At 49.6% G+C, this 15,178-nt stretch carries 29 protein-coding genes; 14 read left to right on the top strand and 15 right to left on the bottom strand.

The window, feature by feature from the left end; genetic code table 11:
- Positions 1-8: 8 nt before the first annotated feature.
- The 15 genes from HMPREF2711_RS09965 to HMPREF2711_RS09900 form a co-directional block, all read right to left on the bottom strand.
- The gene (locus HMPREF2711_RS09965; protein WP_070616113.1) at positions 9-1,523 is read right to left on the bottom strand and encodes a terminase large subunit domain-containing protein; all 1,515 of its coding nucleotides are present in this window, start codon (positions 1,521-1,523) and stop codon (positions 9-11) included.
- Positions 1,520-2,065, bottom strand: a complete 546-nt coding sequence (locus tag HMPREF2711_RS09960) for a DUF3486 family protein (RefSeq protein ID WP_049322363.1) — start codon at positions 2,063-2,065, stop codon at positions 1,520-1,522. Before HMPREF2711_RS09960 ends, HMPREF2711_RS09965 begins: the two co-directional genes overlap by 4 nt.
- 2 nt (positions 2,066-2,067) lie before the next feature.
- Positions 2,068-2,385: a hypothetical protein gene (locus HMPREF2711_RS09955; RefSeq protein WP_049322364.1), complete on the bottom strand. Its 318-nt coding sequence runs from the start codon at positions 2,383-2,385 to the stop codon at positions 2,068-2,070.
- Positions 2,382-2,702 carry a hypothetical protein gene (locus HMPREF2711_RS09950; protein WP_049332753.1) on the bottom strand — a complete coding sequence of 107 codons (321 nt, stop codon included), beginning with the start codon at positions 2,700-2,702 and terminating at the stop codon, positions 2,382-2,384. Before HMPREF2711_RS09950 ends, HMPREF2711_RS09955 begins: the two co-directional genes overlap by 4 nt.
- Before the next feature lie 2 nt (positions 2,703-2,704).
- Positions 2,705-2,914, bottom strand: a complete 210-nt coding sequence (locus HMPREF2711_RS09945) for a TraR/DksA family transcriptional regulator (RefSeq protein ID WP_070616111.1) — start codon at positions 2,912-2,914, stop codon at positions 2,705-2,707.
- Positions 2,907-3,176, bottom strand: coding sequence for a hypothetical protein (locus tag HMPREF2711_RS10940; RefSeq protein ID WP_083301563.1), 270 nt, complete (start codon positions 3,174-3,176; stop codon positions 2,907-2,909). Before HMPREF2711_RS10940 ends, HMPREF2711_RS09945 begins: the two co-directional genes overlap by 8 nt.
- The gene (locus tag HMPREF2711_RS09940) at positions 3,106-3,501 is read right to left on the bottom strand and encodes a hypothetical protein (protein ID WP_070616109.1); all 396 of its coding nucleotides are present in this window, start codon (positions 3,499-3,501) and stop codon (positions 3,106-3,108) included. The genes HMPREF2711_RS10940 and HMPREF2711_RS09940 overlap by 71 nt, the downstream gene beginning before the upstream one ends.
- Positions 3,485-3,814, bottom strand: coding sequence for a hypothetical protein (locus HMPREF2711_RS09935; protein ID WP_070616107.1), 330 nt, complete (start codon positions 3,812-3,814; stop codon positions 3,485-3,487). Before HMPREF2711_RS09935 ends, HMPREF2711_RS09940 begins: the two co-directional genes overlap by 17 nt.
- 108 nt (positions 3,815-3,922) lie before the next feature.
- Entirely contained in the window at positions 3,923-4,426 is a 504-nt protein-coding gene (locus HMPREF2711_RS09930; RefSeq protein WP_070616105.1) for a glycoside hydrolase family 108 protein, read from the bottom strand.
- Positions 4,427-4,505: 79 nt separating this feature from the next.
- Positions 4,506-4,877 (bottom strand): hypothetical protein, encoded by a 372-nt coding sequence (locus HMPREF2711_RS09925; RefSeq protein WP_070616103.1) that lies wholly within the window; start codon positions 4,875-4,877, stop codon positions 4,506-4,508.
- Positions 4,878-4,881: 4 nt separating this feature from the next.
- Complete coding sequence (locus HMPREF2711_RS09920; protein ID WP_070616101.1) at positions 4,882-5,115, bottom strand: hypothetical protein; 234 nt, start codon at positions 5,113-5,115, stop codon at positions 4,882-4,884.
- Between the two features lie 20 nt (positions 5,116-5,135).
- Positions 5,136-6,011, bottom strand: coding sequence for an LAPAL motif-containing putative phage structural protein (locus HMPREF2711_RS09915; RefSeq protein ID WP_141745671.1), 876 nt, complete (start codon positions 6,009-6,011; stop codon positions 5,136-5,138).
- Between the two features lie 67 nt (positions 6,012-6,078).
- Positions 6,079-6,639, bottom strand: coding sequence for a membrane lipoprotein lipid attachment site-containing protein (locus tag HMPREF2711_RS09910; protein WP_070616097.1), 561 nt, complete (start codon positions 6,637-6,639; stop codon positions 6,079-6,081).
- Between the two features lie 23 nt (positions 6,640-6,662).
- Positions 6,663-6,893, bottom strand: coding sequence for an excalibur calcium-binding domain-containing protein (locus tag HMPREF2711_RS09905; protein WP_083301562.1), 231 nt, complete (start codon positions 6,891-6,893; stop codon positions 6,663-6,665).
- Between the two features lie 16 nt (positions 6,894-6,909).
- Entirely contained in the window at positions 6,910-7,557 is a 648-nt protein-coding gene (locus HMPREF2711_RS09900) for a LexA family transcriptional regulator (protein WP_070616095.1), read from the bottom strand.
- Positions 7,558-7,699: 142 nt separating this feature from the next.
- On the opposite strand from HMPREF2711_RS09900, the gene HMPREF2711_RS09895 reads away from it, so the two are divergent.
- The 14 genes from HMPREF2711_RS09895 (at position 7,700) to HMPREF2711_RS09835 (ending at position 15,137) form a co-directional block, all read left to right on the top strand.
- Positions 7,700-7,900 (top strand): DNA-binding protein, encoded by a 201-nt coding sequence (locus HMPREF2711_RS09895; protein ID WP_049322373.1) that lies wholly within the window; start codon positions 7,700-7,702, stop codon positions 7,898-7,900.
- Complete coding sequence (locus tag HMPREF2711_RS09890; protein WP_049322374.1) at positions 7,900-8,178, top strand: helix-turn-helix domain-containing protein; 279 nt, start codon at positions 7,900-7,902, stop codon at positions 8,176-8,178. The genes HMPREF2711_RS09895 and HMPREF2711_RS09890 overlap by 1 nt, the downstream gene beginning before the upstream one ends.
- Positions 8,179-8,213: 35 nt before the next feature.
- Positions 8,214-9,050 carry a hypothetical protein gene (locus HMPREF2711_RS09885; protein ID WP_063068490.1) on the top strand — a complete coding sequence of 279 codons (837 nt, stop codon included), beginning with the start codon at positions 8,214-8,216 and terminating at the stop codon, positions 9,048-9,050.
- Between the two features lie 3 nt (positions 9,051-9,053).
- Positions 9,054-10,832, top strand: coding sequence for a DDE-type integrase/transposase/recombinase (locus HMPREF2711_RS09880; protein WP_141745670.1), 1,779 nt, complete (start codon positions 9,054-9,056; stop codon positions 10,830-10,832).
- 41 nt (positions 10,833-10,873) lie between these two features.
- Positions 10,874-12,019, top strand: coding sequence for an ExeA family protein (locus tag HMPREF2711_RS09875; protein WP_070616094.1), 1,146 nt, complete (start codon positions 10,874-10,876; stop codon positions 12,017-12,019).
- Between the two features lies 1 nt (position 12,020).
- Entirely contained in the window at positions 12,021-12,254 is a 234-nt protein-coding gene (locus HMPREF2711_RS09870) for a hypothetical protein (protein ID WP_049351482.1), read from the top strand.
- Positions 12,255-12,264: 10 nt separating this feature from the next.
- The gene (locus HMPREF2711_RS11160) at positions 12,265-12,405 is read left to right on the top strand and encodes a hypothetical protein (RefSeq protein WP_157686098.1); all 141 of its coding nucleotides are present in this window, start codon (positions 12,265-12,267) and stop codon (positions 12,403-12,405) included.
- The gene (locus tag HMPREF2711_RS11155; RefSeq protein WP_157686100.1) at positions 12,402-12,578 is read left to right on the top strand and encodes a hypothetical protein; all 177 of its coding nucleotides are present in this window, start codon (positions 12,402-12,404) and stop codon (positions 12,576-12,578) included. Before HMPREF2711_RS11160 ends, HMPREF2711_RS11155 begins: the two co-directional genes overlap by 4 nt.
- Positions 12,575-12,769, top strand: a complete 195-nt coding sequence (locus HMPREF2711_RS09865; protein ID WP_049351483.1) for a hypothetical protein — start codon at positions 12,575-12,577, stop codon at positions 12,767-12,769. The genes HMPREF2711_RS11155 and HMPREF2711_RS09865 overlap by 4 nt, the downstream gene beginning before the upstream one ends.
- Entirely contained in the window at positions 12,766-13,266 is a 501-nt protein-coding gene (locus tag HMPREF2711_RS09860; protein ID WP_070616092.1) for a hypothetical protein, read from the top strand. Before HMPREF2711_RS09865 ends, HMPREF2711_RS09860 begins: the two co-directional genes overlap by 4 nt.
- Positions 13,250-13,705 (top strand): hypothetical protein, encoded by a 456-nt coding sequence (locus HMPREF2711_RS09855; RefSeq protein WP_063068493.1) that lies wholly within the window; start codon positions 13,250-13,252, stop codon positions 13,703-13,705. The genes HMPREF2711_RS09860 and HMPREF2711_RS09855 overlap by 17 nt, the downstream gene beginning before the upstream one ends.
- Positions 13,706-13,863: 158 nt before the next feature.
- On the top strand, positions 13,864-14,475 hold the full coding sequence (locus HMPREF2711_RS09845) for a DUF3164 family protein (protein WP_070616087.1): 612 nt from the start codon (positions 13,864-13,866) through the stop codon (positions 14,473-14,475).
- 2 nt (positions 14,476-14,477) lie between these two features.
- Positions 14,478-14,777, top strand: a complete 300-nt coding sequence (locus tag HMPREF2711_RS09840) for a GIY-YIG nuclease family protein (protein WP_070539350.1) — start codon at positions 14,478-14,480, stop codon at positions 14,775-14,777.
- Between the two features lie 51 nt (positions 14,778-14,828).
- Positions 14,829-15,137: an HU family DNA-binding protein gene (locus HMPREF2711_RS09835; RefSeq protein WP_159069866.1), complete on the top strand. Its 309-nt coding sequence runs from the start codon at positions 14,829-14,831 to the stop codon at positions 15,135-15,137.
- Positions 15,138-15,178 lie beyond the last annotated feature (41 nt).

Below are 15,178 nucleotides of genomic sequence, written 5' to 3'. Positions count from 1 at the left end.
CAGACGGCCTAAAAGCCATGCGTTGTTCTGCTAATTCGACGCACGCGGCGGCTGGCCACGCGTACCGGTCCGGCATTGAGTTCGCGGCTGGCGTAATGGGCAAGGACAAAGGCAATCGCTGCGTCGCCGTGGCGTTTTTTGCCGTCTTGACCTTTGGTTCGGGTGTCCGGAATACGAGGCACGCCTTTGACTAATTCGAACGCACGTAAATCGGTGAGGATGTCTTCATCTCGCGGTAGGCCGTCGAGTGTGCCGTCTTCGAGGGCGGCTTTGAACGGAGCGGTATGGGTGCGGTACCAGTTTCCCGACAGCATCACAGCTTCCACCACTTCTGCGCCGAACGCATCGCGCATGGCTTCTGCCAAAGATTGACCGTTGCCTCGTGCATCTAAGGCCGCGCCGCGCAGATTGGGTAGCTTGGCCAACAGGTGCTGCATAATTTGCTCCTGCTGGGCAAACGGCATATTGCCCAGTTCCAAAACAAACGGCGGTTTTAAAATCAGGTCTTTGCTTTGTAAGAGCGGCACAATCACGGTGCGGTCGCCCGAGCGGGCAAAGTCTTCGCCTACAAAAGAAACTCGGGTTTTGTCCAAGCCGTCGAGCAGCGGCTGCAGGGTATCGGCTATCCAGTCCGCCACTTCGGCAGCGCGGCGCGGTTCGGGCAGCAGGCCGAAATCGTCGGTCTGGTCGTAGCGGATAACCGGCGTGTATGGGGTCATACGGCTTTCAATTAAGGCACGGTTCAACCATTTACCGCCGCCGTTTTTCGGGATACAGTCCAACTCTTCGCTGGCATCTTCGCCGTAGAAATCGCGGATTTCCTTACACCACGAGGCTTCGCCTTCGGGTGTCCACTCTTTACCCAAACGCAGGCAGATTCGGCGGTACAGACCTTGCTCTACCGCTTCGTCAAAGGTAATGCGGTGGACGGAATAAGGTTTTTTCCCTGCACGCACATCGTTAATCAACTCGTTGAACGGGTTGTCTACGCCGTCATGCGTAGAGATGATATGCACCTGGCCGCCCCACATCAGCAAGGCCATTGCCGCTTTAAGCAATTCGCCGAGCTGCTCGTGGAACGCCGCCTCATCAATAATCACGCGGCCTTGTTTACCGCGTAGGTTGGACGGCCGGCTGGATAAGGCGGTAATGCGAAAGCCGGAAGCAAAGCGGATAACGAAGGCTAACACGGCCTGGCGGTCGTCGCCTTCGACAAACACTTCCTCGGTTTCTTCGATTTCGCCTGCCGCCAGCTGGTAATGCTTCGCCCAGCCTGCACAGTCGCGGATAAACTCCAAGGCCATGTCTTTGTTATAGCCGATGTACCATGCGTCCATGCCTTTAGCGGATGCGGCCAGCAAGGCGGTATCGGCAGCTTCTCCCCAGCTCAAACCGATACGGCGCGATTTTTCGCACAGCTTCACAGGCGACTGGTCGGCGCACCAAGCCTGCTGATACGGCAATAAGACCGTAGGGGTACGGTCTTCTGATGGGCGGGTATTTCGGATTTCAGACGGCGTCATGATGCAATCCCTAAAATATGCTTGCGGATGGCCTCGACCGATTCTTCAGACAAGCCACCTTTCTTGGCCTGCTTGGCTACATCTTCGGCGGCCGCCTGTACTTTGGCTTTGACCTTGGCCTGATACTCTTTCAGGCGTGTGCTGGCGGAAATCAGACCGCTAATTTTCTTCGCACCCTCGGCCATCACGCCGAAACGGTCGAGCGCGTTTAATTCTTCGCTGTCCATCTCGCCTATGGCTACCAATGCGTCGAACAGTTCGGTTTGCAGCATGGCCATCAGGGCTTCGCTACGGGTATCGCCTTCATCGGCTGCGCCTTCGGCAATCAGTCGCGCGGCTTCGGTGCTGGATTTGATGGCAGCAAAACGACGTTGCACTTTTTGGCCGTAGCGGTGGGCGGCTGAGCGGCTGATTTCATAGCCTTGGTCTTGCAGCCATTCAGCAATGGCTTGGTAGTCTGAAAAACCGTTTTCTACCAGCTTCCGTTCAAATTCGTGCCGGACGGCTTCGGGGAGTTTTTCAATGCTGCTGCGTTGCGCCATGCCTAGCTCCATACTTTCTCAGGCCGTGCGATACCGGCACGGCACTCCACCGTATATTCGGCAATATCGACACCCAAACTAGTCAGGTCGGCAAACCACAAGCCGTGTGGGGCTTTATTGAGGTCTACCATTTTGCGATCAGCCAGATAATCAAGTTGTTGGCGCAGCTCCAGTGCAGTGGTTTGCGGGTAAATCGCGTTCATGATGTCCAACAAGAAGGTTTCGCTTGTCGTGTGCGGTCGGGCTTTATTAAGGGTGTTGATAATGTTCCAACGCATACCCTCGCGCCGTTGTTTGGCGATCAGTTCCTGGCTAATCATTTTTTTACGCTTTCCATTTTGTAGATTTCAGTGAGTTTCTCAGCGACGTTGTCGAGTTTGGCTTCCAAAACGACCTGATTGCGGATGTAGTCTTCACGCAGGACGTATGTGAGCGGCAGGCCGGCGTTGAATTCCGCCAGTTTGTTTTCCATGATTTCTACTTTTCCTTGCAGGCGTTCCTGCTGTTTTTGGCGTTCGTCCTGCTGCTCGCGGAATTGCGCCAGCAGCATTTTGCCGAAGGTGAAACAGATGCCGAGGAATGAGAGTAAAAAGCCGACAAGTTGCCAAAACTCAATGTTGATAAAGGTTTTTTCCATTTTTATGGCCATCCGTGTTCAAAATATTCTTGGCAGACAATGCAGCGCGTACAGCCTTTGACTGCCTGTTGTCTTGCTTTGGGTATCGGCGCACCGCAATCTTCACAATGACTGAGGCTGGCGGTGGTTTCAGACGGAGGTCGATGCTTTGCCAGGGATTCTGCGAGAAAGATGGCTTCGCGTTCGGATGAGCGGTCGGCTAAATCAGTCATTTTTCAGACGGCCTTTCTTGTACCACGTCTGCCAGCCGGAAATTTGTTTTTCCAGTTTTTGGCAGTATTCGCCATAGCGGACGGCGTGGTTTAAAAGTTGTTCGGGAGAGCCGCCACTCAGACGCTCGGGGCGTTCGTGAACGAGCAGCAGCTCGGAAGAGACGGGGGGGATTTCCGCTACGGTAACGGTTTTAATCGTGGCCGAGGGCGCGGTTGTAGAGTTGCACGCTGTTAGTGCCAAGGCCGTTAAAACGGTTGCCATCTTTTTGTACAGTTTCATCAATCTGCTTCTCCAATTGAGCCGCTTGGCGGCCGATTTGCTGATAGGCGGTTGCCAAATCGCGGCTTTGTGTTTGTGCGAAATCAAACCAACGCTGTTTTTCTTCATTAGCCGCTTTGAGCTTTTCGGTATAAAGCTGCTCTGCGACCAAGGCTGAAGCCTGATAAGTAGCAATGACTTCGGCTTTTTCAGCTTCCGCCTTCTTTGCTGAAGACTTATAGCCGCAGAAATAAATTATTGGTACTGCACCTGCTATCAGCAAAATCAGAATCAGAGTCTGCCAAACAGGGTTAAGCGTTTTCCACATCGTCTTTTCCTTTATGAATTTCAGCGACCTGCGGAATCGCCGCGATACCGCGTTTGATTAATGCATACCCACCGACCAATGCGCCATAAGCCCACCAGAGCCATTCCGGCGCATCAGTGATTTGCGAGAACTTATAAGTCATAGAGGCGGCCGCCACGTTTGCCCATAGTTTGGTATGGCTGATTTTCCCTGTGGCCGGATTGGATACCAAGCCGCTCAACCATTTGAAAAAGGCGGTTATTTGCGACGCTTTTTTCTGGCTGCGCGTTTCGCGGCGGCTACCCCGCTCTTGCGGTGGGCTTGCGTCCAACACCCCTGAGTCGGCATGGCGAAGCGGATGCCCAGGTCGCTGTGGCTGAAATCCGGTCGCATGGCGGTGACCGCTAGGGCGATTAATAACTTTTTTGACATGGTTCACTCCTTAATCGACGTTGTCTGCAGAGGCATGAATCAGGTTTTGTGCCACGCGACGAATCCAGCCTTTGCCAAATGATGTGAACGTGCCGAGCTTGGTATAAAACACCAAACGTTCGGCATTGAAACGGAGCAGAAGGTCATTCTCCGGAAGTGAATTGATGGCTTTGAGGCTGACTGATCCGATAACGCCGTCATCCGGCACGCCTGCGGCGCGTTGCAGCATACGGGCAGCATTACCATGGCCGTGGTTGATGCAGGCATCGAAGAATTGGAACGCAACCGCTTCCGGCATTTGATCGGCGTGATAGCGTTCCCAAAATGCTTGACGGTAAATGCCGATCGCTTGTTCGCGTGTCATGGCACGCATGGAGCCGTTGTAGCCGTTTGCCTGTGCTGTGCGCTTGGTGATGCCCCAGTTGGTTTCGCCGCCGGGGTCTTTGGGATGATTGACGTAGCCGCCCTCGTGGGAGAGGACGCGCTCAATGAATTGGTTGAATTTGGTGGACATAAAAAATCCCTATAACGTTGTTTCGTTATAGGGATTATCGTTTTAGGCTGCCTGAAAGGCTTTTAGTACGGATTAAAATTTATTGGGTTTCAATGGTAGAATTTTCCTTACCAATTTGGCTTTTAGCAATAACTATTTCATCAAGTTCATTTTGCAATTTTTTCTTGGTTTTTGAAGGTAAATCAGTTTTCTTTAATTCTTTTTGGATAATTTTTTCGCGTTTATTTAATCTCGTTAAAGCTTTTGTTTCCGTGATAGAAAATGCGAAAAATTTAGCTAGTATCCATATGCAAGTATAGCTGAGCAAGATGCTGAGCGGCGGAGAAATGGTACTAATCAATTTCATTGTATCCGCATCTAAATTTAGATAATTAGCAAGCGCGCTCACAATAGTTGCAATACCCGCCGCAGCCAAAGCTGGATTTTGCCAAATATTCTTTTTATCACTCATCACACTATTCCGTATTTTTTTTAACCAATAGTGGCTGGCTGCTATCCGCTTTAATAATGGTTTCGCTGACTAATTTACCATTATGAAAATGTTTAATAACAATGTCTTTTTGACTATCGCCAAATTGAGCATAAAGCCATAATGTCATTGCATAGGCAAACCGATATAGGATTGGGCTTAATAAGATAAGCCCAATCCAAATCATGTTTTGGCTAAAAAATTCCATTACGGCTAACATTGTTTAACTCTTGGCGGCTATTATAAAACCTGCAAAATTTTATATTTTTTGGATTCTTTCCCTAAATCATTCGTATAGGTGGTAACTTCCAAAACCATTTTATACATATCTTCTTTTTTAAAGCTTTGCTGATTAGCGGCAACTTGATTTAAAAACTCATCGTCTAATAATGGTGCAGTGACGATGGTATTTTTATCAAGTTGAATTTTCCAACCTGTATTACCTTCAAAATTGACTTGGCTAAACGAAGCCATAACTGTTATTTTATCAATTCTTGGTGGTAAAGATTTAATTTTTACTTCTTTTATAGCTTTAATATCCGTGTCATTAAATTTTAATTCAAGCTCATCAGCACCGTTTAGAATTTTAAAAACAGGCTCATCACGATGATACAACGGTGCTGCCACAATCTGTTTAATATGTGAGCGAATAGCAGGTGATGCAGTTAATAATGCTTCATCTTTTGGCAGCTCCATAGTTGTACCGTCAGACAACTCCAATTTAGCAAATTCTGGATGCTCATCAGAAGTATGCACCGCAATAATCTCTTTACCGCTAATTTCACGTAAAGCCTTAAAAACACCACCTACAAATGCGCCAGGTACTGTCATAATCCCCAAAGCTTGTAAGATATTTGTCGCCAATTCAGGATTGATTAGTTGAGCAATAAATTCTACTGCCAAAGAGCCTTCTTTGGCGGGGGCAGTAACATAAGTACGGATATTACGATTCTCGCCATTTAAAATTTCATCGGCGCGGTTAATCGCTTGGGCAACATTTTTAATCGCATCTGCTAACAAAACAGCATCCATACGATGCTCTGAAAGTTGATTGTCATCTGCATCGTAAGAAATGCTGAATTCCCATTCGTTTACAGAAAAAAGCTCTTCATTCACTTTTCGATTGCTCCAGTTTATTTTAGTTTTGCATATTAGGCCATCTGAATCTCAGACGGCCTGTTCATTATTCAGGTTTTGCTGTCAAAACCACGCTCGGCAAATTAGTAACAGTGACTTTATAAGCAATTCCACCACGCGCCCATTCTCGGGTTGGCTCTTTTTGCGCATTATGGCTGTCAATCGCCATTTTGATTTGATCGCCGGTATCACGCAGCAATGTGCGGTCTTCCGGGGCGGTTGCCGCAATCAGGGCAGCGGCGGCTTTGGACAGTTGTTCCGCTTTTTGAGGCGTTGCATCTGTATTCCAGACTACTCGGACAGCAGTAATTTTGTCGGCTTTATCAGTATCAACGGTTAATGTGAGGCCGTCTGAAAAGTCATGCAGCAGATTCTTCCCTTCCGCATTGTCGGTAGGGACAACATGTTCGGGAAGGGTCAGACCGGTTTTTTGGTCAGCAAGCCCTTTATTGGCTGCTGATTGATAGTCGGTATAGCTTACCGGCATGGTTTTTAATTCGGATTGTGCCTGCTCTTGAGGTTGGGCAGATGCCGGTTGTTCTTCAGCTTGGCCGCTACACGCAGACAAGGCAACTAAAACCGATAGTGTAAGTAAGATTTTCTTCATGAGTTTCCCTTGGTTTGATTGGTTTATTTCTTATGCTTTTTCGGACATTTCTTACCGTCGCCGCCTGGGTTGCAGTCGCATGCTTTACCGTCACCATCACGATCTAAACTTTTCCAGCCCGGCTTCTTAGCCAAATAATACTTTTGCGCGGCTTGATGTGTCGGGAAATCTTTGCATTTAACTGCAGCAACAGCCTGGTGCGGCATTAATAGACACAAAACAGGCAGTAATGCCGCAAAAATTGTTTTCTTCATAAGTTGTTTTCCTTTGTTATGTCAGGTCTTTTGAGATTTGGATCACTTGTCCGATGACCTGAATATCGGGGTGGTCTGCCAACATCAATGTCATTGGCGGATAGGTTTCGTTGTCCGAAATCAGCAGCAGGCTGCCGTCAATCTGTTTTTGGATGCGTTTGACCCATAGTGTGTCACCGGAGCGGATTACGTAAATCTGTCCGTCGCGCGGGTTGTTTTTAGAGGTGTCTACCAAGAGTGTGTCTTTACTATGAATGGTGGGCTCCATGCTGTCTCCTCGTGCGGTAACGCAATTGAGGTCTTTGGCGAACAGGCCGCGTAACTTAAGCCAGTCTTTGCGATAAGCCAAGTGGTTGGCCGGTTCTGCCACTCCATAGGCGGCCGCGCCATTCCCTGCGGACACTTCTACGTCATACATGGGAATGTATGCGTATTCATCTTTGTCAATTTCCTCTATTGGGTGGAAATTCCCTCCTTTTCCAATCAGCCAGTTTGCATCTATTTGAAAATTTTCCACTATGGATTGGATCATTTCTAGCGGCGGACGCTGCTTTCCTCGCAGTACATCCTTCAATCTGGTTGGTTTTTCTCCAATTTTTTCGGCAAATTCATCAAGTGTAATCTTATTAAATTCAATAACCTGCCTAATTTTCTCCAAAACCATGCCTAAAATTCCTCAAATAAGTGGAAATAAACCTTGCAATAGTGGGATATTTCCACTATTATTTACACAACATTTAACCAAGATTGTTTAAATCTTTAAACAATCAGGAATTTTAACACGAGAACGAAACAGGAGATATTCCGTGAAAGCAGAAAAAATAAAAGCAGGTTTCCGAGAGCGCGGTGAAACGATTAAGGATTGGTGCGATGCGCGTGGCTATGACCCGACTTATGTGTCTCGGATTTTGAATGGAAACGTTAAGGCAAGCCGTGGTAAGGCGCATGAAATCGCGGTTGAGTTGGGGATGAAGTCCAAATTGGATGAAGTGAAACGGAGTGCGTGATGAGTGCCAAAGGCGTACGACTTTTAAAAGTCTTTAAGGCATTGGAAGCCCATCCGATTATCGGCATCAGTAACAAGGAAATTTCAGACGGCCTCGGTATTTCGCCGGTACATGTCAGCCGGGACTTGGAAGACCTGATTGCCGAGGGCTTAGTGGTCAAGCTGGATAACGGAAATTTTGCTTACAGCATTAAAACCTTGCAAATCGCGGAACGTTTCAGACAGCAACAAGAACGTTTGACTGCACGTTTGCAGGAAATTGAACAACGAGTTTATTAAATGCGACGACGTCGTCGCATTTGCAGGAGATAAAAATGGAAGTATTAGGACACGCGGTTGGCGCAACGGCAAACGAACTGGCAATACACAGCATGGCGGTTATGGATCGTTTTTCAAATGGCGAGGCTTACAACGAGGCTGTTTGGATTGAACGTGGACGTTTTGCGGTACGCCAAACAATGGAAGGTATGTTTGAGCTGGGTCGCGCACTCATCATCATCAAAGAGCATACGCCGCATGGCCGTTTTGCTGAGATTGCCGAGAAAGAGTTTGGCTTAGGCCGACGTGAATCGCAACGCTTAATGAATGCCACGTTGCGCTTTATTGACCCAAAAATGAAACAGGCGCAGCCACAGCTGATGAAACTTGGAAAGTCCAAACTGCTGGAGCTGCTGGTGGAAGATGACGACACCTTGTTGGAGTTTGCCGAAGGCGGCGAAATCAACGGCAATACGCTTGATGATGTTGACCGTATGACTGTTAAGGAGCTGCGTGTGGCCTTGCGTGAGAGCCGCGAGACGGCGGAAGCGAAAGACAAAGTCATTGCCGACAAGAACAAGAAGGTCGACGAGCTGGCCGAAAAGCTGGCTAAGAAGCAAACCGGTGTAAGAGAGCCGAAGGCGGAAGATGTGGGCAGTGAGTTGACGATGCAGTTATCAAGCCTTGAGGTTGGTATCCGCAGCCAAGTGAGCCGTCTGAAAGATTTGTTCGACCAACTTAATGCGCACAGTGAGGCACATGGGATCAGCCATCAGGCAAAAATGGTCGGGACGTTGAATCAGATTATTTTGGATTGCAACGGCATCCGCGAGAGCTACGCTCTACCGATGGAAGCCCCTCAAGATGAGACGCCGGAGTGGTTGGGAGAATAAATCATGAACGCCGGATTGGTAGAAAGACTGACTGAAATCGAGGCTCAAGCTGCTTTGCTTGGGCGAGGCGAACGGTCGGAGTATCTGAAACGGTCGGCACAGGATTTAGGTGTATCGCTCGCTACGCTCTATCGGAAATTGGAGTCTGTGAGTGTTAAGCCGAGCCGAAAAAGGCGGAGCGATGCCGGTAAAACGGAACTGAAGCTGGAAGAAGCCAAACTGATTTCGGCTGTACTGGTGGAGGCCATGAGGCGCAACGGAAAGCGGTTGATGTCGGTCAAGCAAGCAGTGGAGATGCTGCGAGCCAACGGCAAAATCGAGGCGGCGCGGATTGATGAGGAAACGGGGGAAGTAAGTCCTCTTTCTGAAAACACCATTACCCGGGCTTTACGAGAGTACAAGCTACATCCCGACCAATTACTTCAGCCTGATCCTGTCAGCCGTATGAAATCTGAACATCCGAATCATTGCTGGCAAATCGACCCTAGTTTGTGTGTTTTGTATTACCTGCCGCGACACGGCAAGGATACGGGGCTTAGGGTGATGAAAGAGGAGGAATTCTACAAAAACAAACCTAAAAATGTTGTGAAGATTGAGCAAGACCGCGTGTGGCGTTACACCGGCACCGACCATGCCAGTGGAACGATTGTCGCCCGGTACTACTTCGGTGGCGAGACGAGTGCGAACTTGTGCGATTTCTTCATCTTCATGATGCAAGCCAAGGAGGATGTACATAAGGATCCGATACGCGGTGTGCCGCGCATGGTCATGCTTGACCCGGGAAGTGCGAATACGTCGTCTGCTTTTAAAACGCTGTGCAAGTCGCTTGATGTGCATGTGCAGATCAATAAACCCGGCAACCCCCGTGCCAAAGGTCAGGTAGAGAAAGCCAATGACATTGTGGAAACGTCATTTGAAAGCGGTTTGCGCTTTACCGAGGTGCACGATATCGACCAACTGAATGCCCTGGCAGAGCGTTGGATGCGTTACTACAACGGTACACAGATTCACAGCCGTCACGGTATGACCCGCTATCAGGCGTGGAACAAAATCAAACCGGAGCAGCTGATCCTGCCACCTCCTGCGGAATATTGCCGAGAGCTGGCAATCAGTGCGCCAAAAGAAGCCAAGGTATCGGCTGATTTGGAAATACGCTTCGGCGGTCGTTTCTACAGTGTGAAAGCCATTCAAGGCATATTGGTTGGACAGAAGGTTTTGGTAGCCAAAAACCCTTGGGAAGAGAACGGAGCACGAGTGGCAACGTTTGATGCAGACGGCCGTGAAACATGGGTGGCTGTGCCGGAAGTGGTGTTCGACGACATGGGCTTCAGAGCCGATTCGGCAGTCATCGGCGAGGAGTACAAGGCACCGGGCAATACTGCTGCCCAGCAACATGCGAAGGAGCTCGACAAGATGGCTATGGGAGCGGAAACGCTGGAGCAGGCGGCAGCCAATCGAAAAGGCAAGGCTGTACCGTTCGGCGGGTCTATAGATCCATTCAAGCACCAGGAAGATACGCTCGCTACACGCAATACGCTCTATTTGGAGCGTGGCGGCCAGCAGATGGAATACAACCGGATGGAGGTCGCCGAGCAGGTGTTGAGCAAGGTGGAAATAGCGAAGCTGTTGAAGCCGCGTATCGAAGCCGAAGGTGGAGACTGGAAACAGGCTGTTGCGCTCATTACCAAACATTATCCGGACGGTGTGGCCGCCAGTCAGTTGGAAGCGGTTTTTGACAAGCTGAAAACGGCAGGCCGTCTGAAATTACATAAAACCGGTTAGGCAAATGCGACGACGTCGTCGCATTTGTAGAGAGGAAAACGATGAAACAAAGTTTTCAAAAAATCGGCAAATCCTATGCCGCCGCCGCAGCCGAAATTGGATGCAGCAAGCCGATGCTGGTGGCGGTAGTCAATCACGGGCAATGGCCGAAAAAAAACGCAGCCGAGCTGCGAAGGAAATTGAAACAATTTTTTGAAAAGAATGGTGCGGAAATCCCAGCGAGCCTGAGAAACGAGCCGGAAACCGCACCTGCCCAAGCAACTTACGAAGACAAGGACAATGAGATGTTACTACGAAAAGCAACCCTGAACCAAGCCGCAAAACAGCATTTTGGATTATTCCGCGACCCGTTCAACGATGAAATCCAGTCGGCAGACGATGTGTATATGACCCCTGACGTGCGTTATGTACGTGAGGCAATGTTTCAGACGGCCTGTCATGGCGGTTTTGTGGCGGTGGTCGGTGAAAGCGGCGCGGGTAAATCCACACTGCGCGAAGACCTGCAAGACCGTATCAACCGCGAAGGCCGTCAGATTGTGTTGATTGAGCCTTATGTGCTGGCAATGGAAGACAACGACCAAAAGGGTAAGACACTCAAAGCGGTGCATATCGCTGAGGCAATTTTGGAGGCGGTGGCGCCTGGAACAAGCCCGAAACGCAGTCCGGAGGCTCGTTTCCGCCAAATTCATCGCGCTCTGACTGAAAGCGCAAAAGCCAGTAACAAGCACCTGCTGCTGATTGAAGAGGCTCATGGCCTGCCTCTGCCGACCCTGAAACACTTGAAACGCTTTTTTGAGCTGAAGAACGGTTTTGAACGACTGCTCGGGATTGTCTTAATCGGTCAGACGGAGTTGGCGCAAAAGCTCAGCGAAAACAATCCTGCTGTGCGCGAGGTGGTGCAACGTTGCGAGGTAGTTACCCTCCTGCCTCTGACTGACGGCAAGCTGGAAGGCTATTTGAAACACAAGTTTGCCCGGGTCGGTGCGGATGTTTCAAAAGTTTTGAATCAAAGTGCGGTGGATGCGGTTGCGGAACGTTTGACTGTGAAGAGCAGAACAAGCAAAGGGGTTGAACAGAACAGCCTGCTCTATCCTCTGGCTGTCAACAATCTTGTGGCAGCGGCGATGAATCAGGCGGCGGAATTGGGATTTGAACTTGTTGACGGCGATGTGGTACGGGGGGTGTGAGATGGATAACAAATTCGGAAAATTTATTGACCCCAATCACTTGCTGCTCCCACTTAGAAAACAGGTAGCTACCGGGAAAGTCGGCAGCATGGAATACACGATGGAAATCTCTGTGGGATGTGAGCCGATGGTCGTCAGTAAAGCTACTGGGAAGCGGTTTGTATTGACTTGGCAGGACATAGTGGAGTTAGCCGTTCTGGCCGGTATCAACGAATCGGAAGAATCTGAAAAATAAAGGGGAAATCATGAAAAAAGATGGAATCGAATTTGCCATTGTAATTGTGCTGCTGTCCATCGTCGTAGCCATACAGGCAATGCTGACCGAGCCTTGCCGCCAAAAACAGCCTATGCAGATCAACGTCTATGACAGGGGGCAGTACAAATGAGGGGGTTATGGATACTGACCGCCATGCTTGCCGCCTGCCAGCCGGTCGCGGTAACGGCAGATCAAAGAGATGCTCTGGAAGCCGATAAAAACTGGGAGGCAGTTTACGGCGGGATGAGCGAGACAGACAAAATAACAGGCGTGGTTTTGGAGCCCGCGGGAGAAGAAAAATGAACAGGGATTACAGCAAAATCAAAGTGTCGGTATGGCGCGAAAAAGGCGGTCATCTTGTCACTGAGCTGACAACGGTGTCGGGTAAGTTTGTGATGATGTATGTGTCATCTCGGCTATCGGATGAAATTGAGGATGTGGTTCAGACGGCATTGCGGTGTTTGAGCCGTAAGGATTTGGAGGCAGCGAGATGAAAGTACGCTGCCCTACCTGCGGTGCGGTGATGAGTTTGGATGTATTAATCGCCCATGACGATGCCCGCGAAGCCCTGATTGCCCTGACAGGCATTTCAGACGACCTTTTTAAGGCGGTATTGCGGTATCTGACGCTGTTTCGCCCCGCCGAAAAGGATTTAAGTTTTAACCGTGTTTCAAAGCTCGTCGGCGAGATTGCGCCGATGATACGGGACGGAAAGATTGTCCGCAACCGCAAAACTTACCCGGCCCCGCGCGAGGCTTGGATTTGGGCGGTAACGCGATGCCTTGAGGCACGGGACGCGGGAAAGTTGACGCCGCCGCTGACCAGCCACGGTTATTTGTTGGAAAACATCACGTTTTGGTCACCTGAAAAGACGGCGGGAATTGCGGTTTTGCACTCTCCCCAACCCTCTCCCGCGGAAAAGGGGGTAAGTACTAAATTGAGGAGCGGGTTGGGCGGTTTGATGGAGTGGTCAAATGGAGGCGAACAATAACTGGCTTAAAAAAGCAATCGCGCAGGGTTTTATGATGCTCGCCGCCTTAAACCTCAAAGGCCGCCCTGCCTCAGCGGATTTGACTGCAGTCGCCGAACTTTGGTTGGGCATACTGAGCGGCCGGTCGTGGCAACCGGAGCAGGACGGAATCAGGATACAGACATCCTTTAGGGCTATTGCGGCGTCCTCGTCAGAGTGGCCAAACCCTGCCGACCTTATCAAACACCTGCCGCCGCCCGAAGTCAGAATGGTGCCGAGGCTGGAAAAGAAGCACCGCCCGACGGAATACGGCAAAGCGCAGGCCGCCGAACTGAAAAAGATTGTCGGCAGATTGAAAAACGCGCCCTGTATGGACAGGGACTGGATACACGGGCCGAGGCATCGGTCGGTGGACGAATGTAAAAGGATTTATGCCGAAAGGCAGAAGGGAAACAAATAATCAAATGAGTACGTTTTTTGACAATCAGGAATCCGACTTAATACAGGAATTTCTGACGGAATACTGGGAAGAGTTTGAAAAATTCGCTGGCAATAACGGATTTGATGACGATTTATTGAAGCAAATATCAATGGAATTGGAAGGACGTAGGAAACATTATGAGTAACTTAGACATGAAACAATACAAACAGGATGCCAAAGGCAATCTCGTGCCGCTGGCCAATATTAAAGAAATCGACCTGCTGCGCGACGAGCTGGTGCAGGAAATCGCCGCCAAAGCCCGCGCGGTGCAGGATAACCTGATGGCGTTCAAACGCGAGGCGATGGACGATATTGCGGCGTTTGTACAGTTGAGTGCCGACCGCTATGACGTATCTGTTGGCGGCAAGAAAGGCAATATCAGCCTGCACAGCTTTGACGGCGCATACCGCGTCAACCTTGCCATGCAGGATACGTTGGTATTTGACGAAGGTTTGATTGCCGCCAAAGCCTTGATTGATGAGTGTATCAACGAATGGACGGAAGGCAGCCGCACGGAATTGAAAACACTGATTAACGCGGCCTTCCAAGTGGATAAAGAAGGCAATATCAGCACCGCCCGCGTACTTGGTCTGCGCCGCCTGCAAATTACGGATGAAAAATGGCAACGGGCGATGGATGCGCTCTCCGACAGTTTGCAGGTGCATATCAGCAAGCCGTTTGTGCGGGTGTATCAGCGCGGCGAAGATGGGGAGTATCAGCTGATGAATTTGGATGTAGCGAAGGTGTGAACATGGGGAAAATGAAAATTTTCTTGTCACTCATATGCCTTTTTGTGTTAGCAGCTTGTGAACCAAATGCCAGTTATCAGCAATATAGAGAGGGAAAGCCAGTAGATATCCAAACCGAAGACCGCATCGTTGTGAAACGCATTGCTGTTATTCCTGATGATCTTGCTTACTCAAATTATCGCGGGGTATACGTAATTACCGACAAGAAAACCGGCAAGGAGTACATCGGTTTATCAGGTGTTGGCATATCCGAATCTGGCAGTCATCAAAGCGGCAAGACATCAATCTCTGATGAGCGGTAATAAAAACTGAAGCCATCTGAAACTATAAATCCATAAACCGCGCGGCACGGTCTGCCGCATTTAAATCTAAATAGGAGTCAAAAAGTGAATAAATCTGAATTAATCCAAGCCATCGCCGATGAGGCAGAATTGAGCAAACGCGATGCGGCGGAATTTGTCGATGCGTTTGTCAGCGTGGTAACGCAGACGCTGAAGGACGGCAAAGACATTACGTTGGTCGGCTTCGGTTCGTTCCACGCCGCCCAATCTGCCGAGCGCAAAGGCCGCAATCCTAAGACCGGCGAGCCGTTGACCATTGCCGCCCGTAAAACGCCAAAATTCCGCCCGGGCAAGGCGTTGAAAGAAGCAGTCAATCCATAGCTAGGCTATAAAAAAGGCCGTCTGAAACTTTCAGACGGCCT

It is taken from the genome of Neisseria sp. HMSC070A01, assembly GCF_001810165.1.
In the GTDB taxonomy this organism is placed as follows: domain Bacteria; phylum Pseudomonadota; class Gammaproteobacteria; order Burkholderiales; family Neisseriaceae; genus Neisseria.
The sequence above is the reverse complement of the archived record's forward strand: the minus strand, read 5'-3'. Positions and strand labels throughout refer to the sequence as shown.

Coding starts and splice junctions, on each gene's coding strand:
- HMPREF2711_RS09880 (WP_141745670.1), top strand. CDS start 9,054: ATGAACGCCGGATTGGTAGAAAGACTGACTGAAATCGAGGCTCAAGCT.
- HMPREF2711_RS10940 (WP_083301563.1), bottom strand. CDS start 3,176: ATGGCAACCGTTTTAACGGCCTTGGCACTAACAGCGTGCAACTCTACA.
- HMPREF2711_RS09870 (WP_049351482.1), top strand. CDS start 12,021: ATGGATAACAAATTCGGAAAATTTATTGACCCCAATCACTTGCTGCTC.
- HMPREF2711_RS09920 (WP_070616101.1), bottom strand. CDS start 5,115: ATGTTAGCCGTAATGGAATTTTTTAGCCAAAACATGATTTGGATTGGG.
- HMPREF2711_RS09940 (WP_070616109.1), bottom strand. CDS start 3,501: ATGTGGAAAACGCTTAACCCTGTTTGGCAGACTCTGATTCTGATTTTG.
- HMPREF2711_RS11155 (WP_157686100.1), top strand. CDS start 12,402: ATGAGGGGGTTATGGATACTGACCGCCATGCTTGCCGCCTGCCAGCCG.
- HMPREF2711_RS09965 (WP_070616113.1), bottom strand. CDS start 1,523: ATGACGCCGTCTGAAATCCGAAATACCCGCCCATCAGAAGACCGTACC.
- HMPREF2711_RS09885 (WP_063068490.1), top strand. CDS start 8,214: ATGGAAGTATTAGGACACGCGGTTGGCGCAACGGCAAACGAACTGGCA.
- HMPREF2711_RS11160 (WP_157686098.1), top strand. CDS start 12,265: ATGAAAAAAGATGGAATCGAATTTGCCATTGTAATTGTGCTGCTGTCC.
- HMPREF2711_RS09890 (WP_049322374.1), top strand. CDS start 7,900: ATGAGTGCCAAAGGCGTACGACTTTTAAAAGTCTTTAAGGCATTGGAA.
- HMPREF2711_RS09905 (WP_083301562.1), bottom strand. CDS start 6,893: ATGAAGAAAACAATTTTTGCGGCATTACTGCCTGTTTTGTGTCTATTA.
- HMPREF2711_RS09840 (WP_070539350.1), top strand. CDS start 14,478: ATGGGGAAAATGAAAATTTTCTTGTCACTCATATGCCTTTTTGTGTTA.
- HMPREF2711_RS09930 (WP_070616105.1), bottom strand. CDS start 4,426: ATGTCCACCAAATTCAACCAATTCATTGAGCGCGTCCTCTCCCACGAG.
- HMPREF2711_RS09875 (WP_070616094.1), top strand. CDS start 10,874: ATGAAACAAAGTTTTCAAAAAATCGGCAAATCCTATGCCGCCGCCGCA.
- HMPREF2711_RS09900 (WP_070616095.1), bottom strand. CDS start 7,557: ATGGTTTTGGAGAAAATTAGGCAGGTTATTGAATTTAATAAGATTACA.
- HMPREF2711_RS09910 (WP_070616097.1), bottom strand. CDS start 6,639: ATGAAGAAAATCTTACTTACACTATCGGTTTTAGTTGCCTTGTCTGCG.
- HMPREF2711_RS09925 (WP_070616103.1), bottom strand. CDS start 4,877: ATGAGTGATAAAAAGAATATTTGGCAAAATCCAGCTTTGGCTGCGGCG.
- HMPREF2711_RS09955 (WP_049322364.1), bottom strand. CDS start 2,385: ATGATTAGCCAGGAACTGATCGCCAAACAACGGCGCGAGGGTATGCGT.
- HMPREF2711_RS09860 (WP_070616092.1), top strand. CDS start 12,766: ATGAAAGTACGCTGCCCTACCTGCGGTGCGGTGATGAGTTTGGATGTA.
- HMPREF2711_RS09845 (WP_070616087.1), top strand. CDS start 13,864: ATGAGTAACTTAGACATGAAACAATACAAACAGGATGCCAAAGGCAAT.
- HMPREF2711_RS09945 (WP_070616111.1), bottom strand. CDS start 2,914: ATGACTGATTTAGCCGACCGCTCATCCGAACGCGAAGCCATCTTTCTC.
- HMPREF2711_RS09950 (WP_049332753.1), bottom strand. CDS start 2,702: ATGGAAAAAACCTTTATCAACATTGAGTTTTGGCAACTTGTCGGCTTT.
- HMPREF2711_RS09855 (WP_063068493.1), top strand. CDS start 13,250: ATGGAGGCGAACAATAACTGGCTTAAAAAAGCAATCGCGCAGGGTTTT.
- HMPREF2711_RS09865 (WP_049351483.1), top strand. CDS start 12,575: ATGAACAGGGATTACAGCAAAATCAAAGTGTCGGTATGGCGCGAAAAA.
- HMPREF2711_RS09960 (WP_049322363.1), bottom strand. CDS start 2,065: ATGGCGCAACGCAGCAGCATTGAAAAACTCCCCGAAGCCGTCCGGCAC.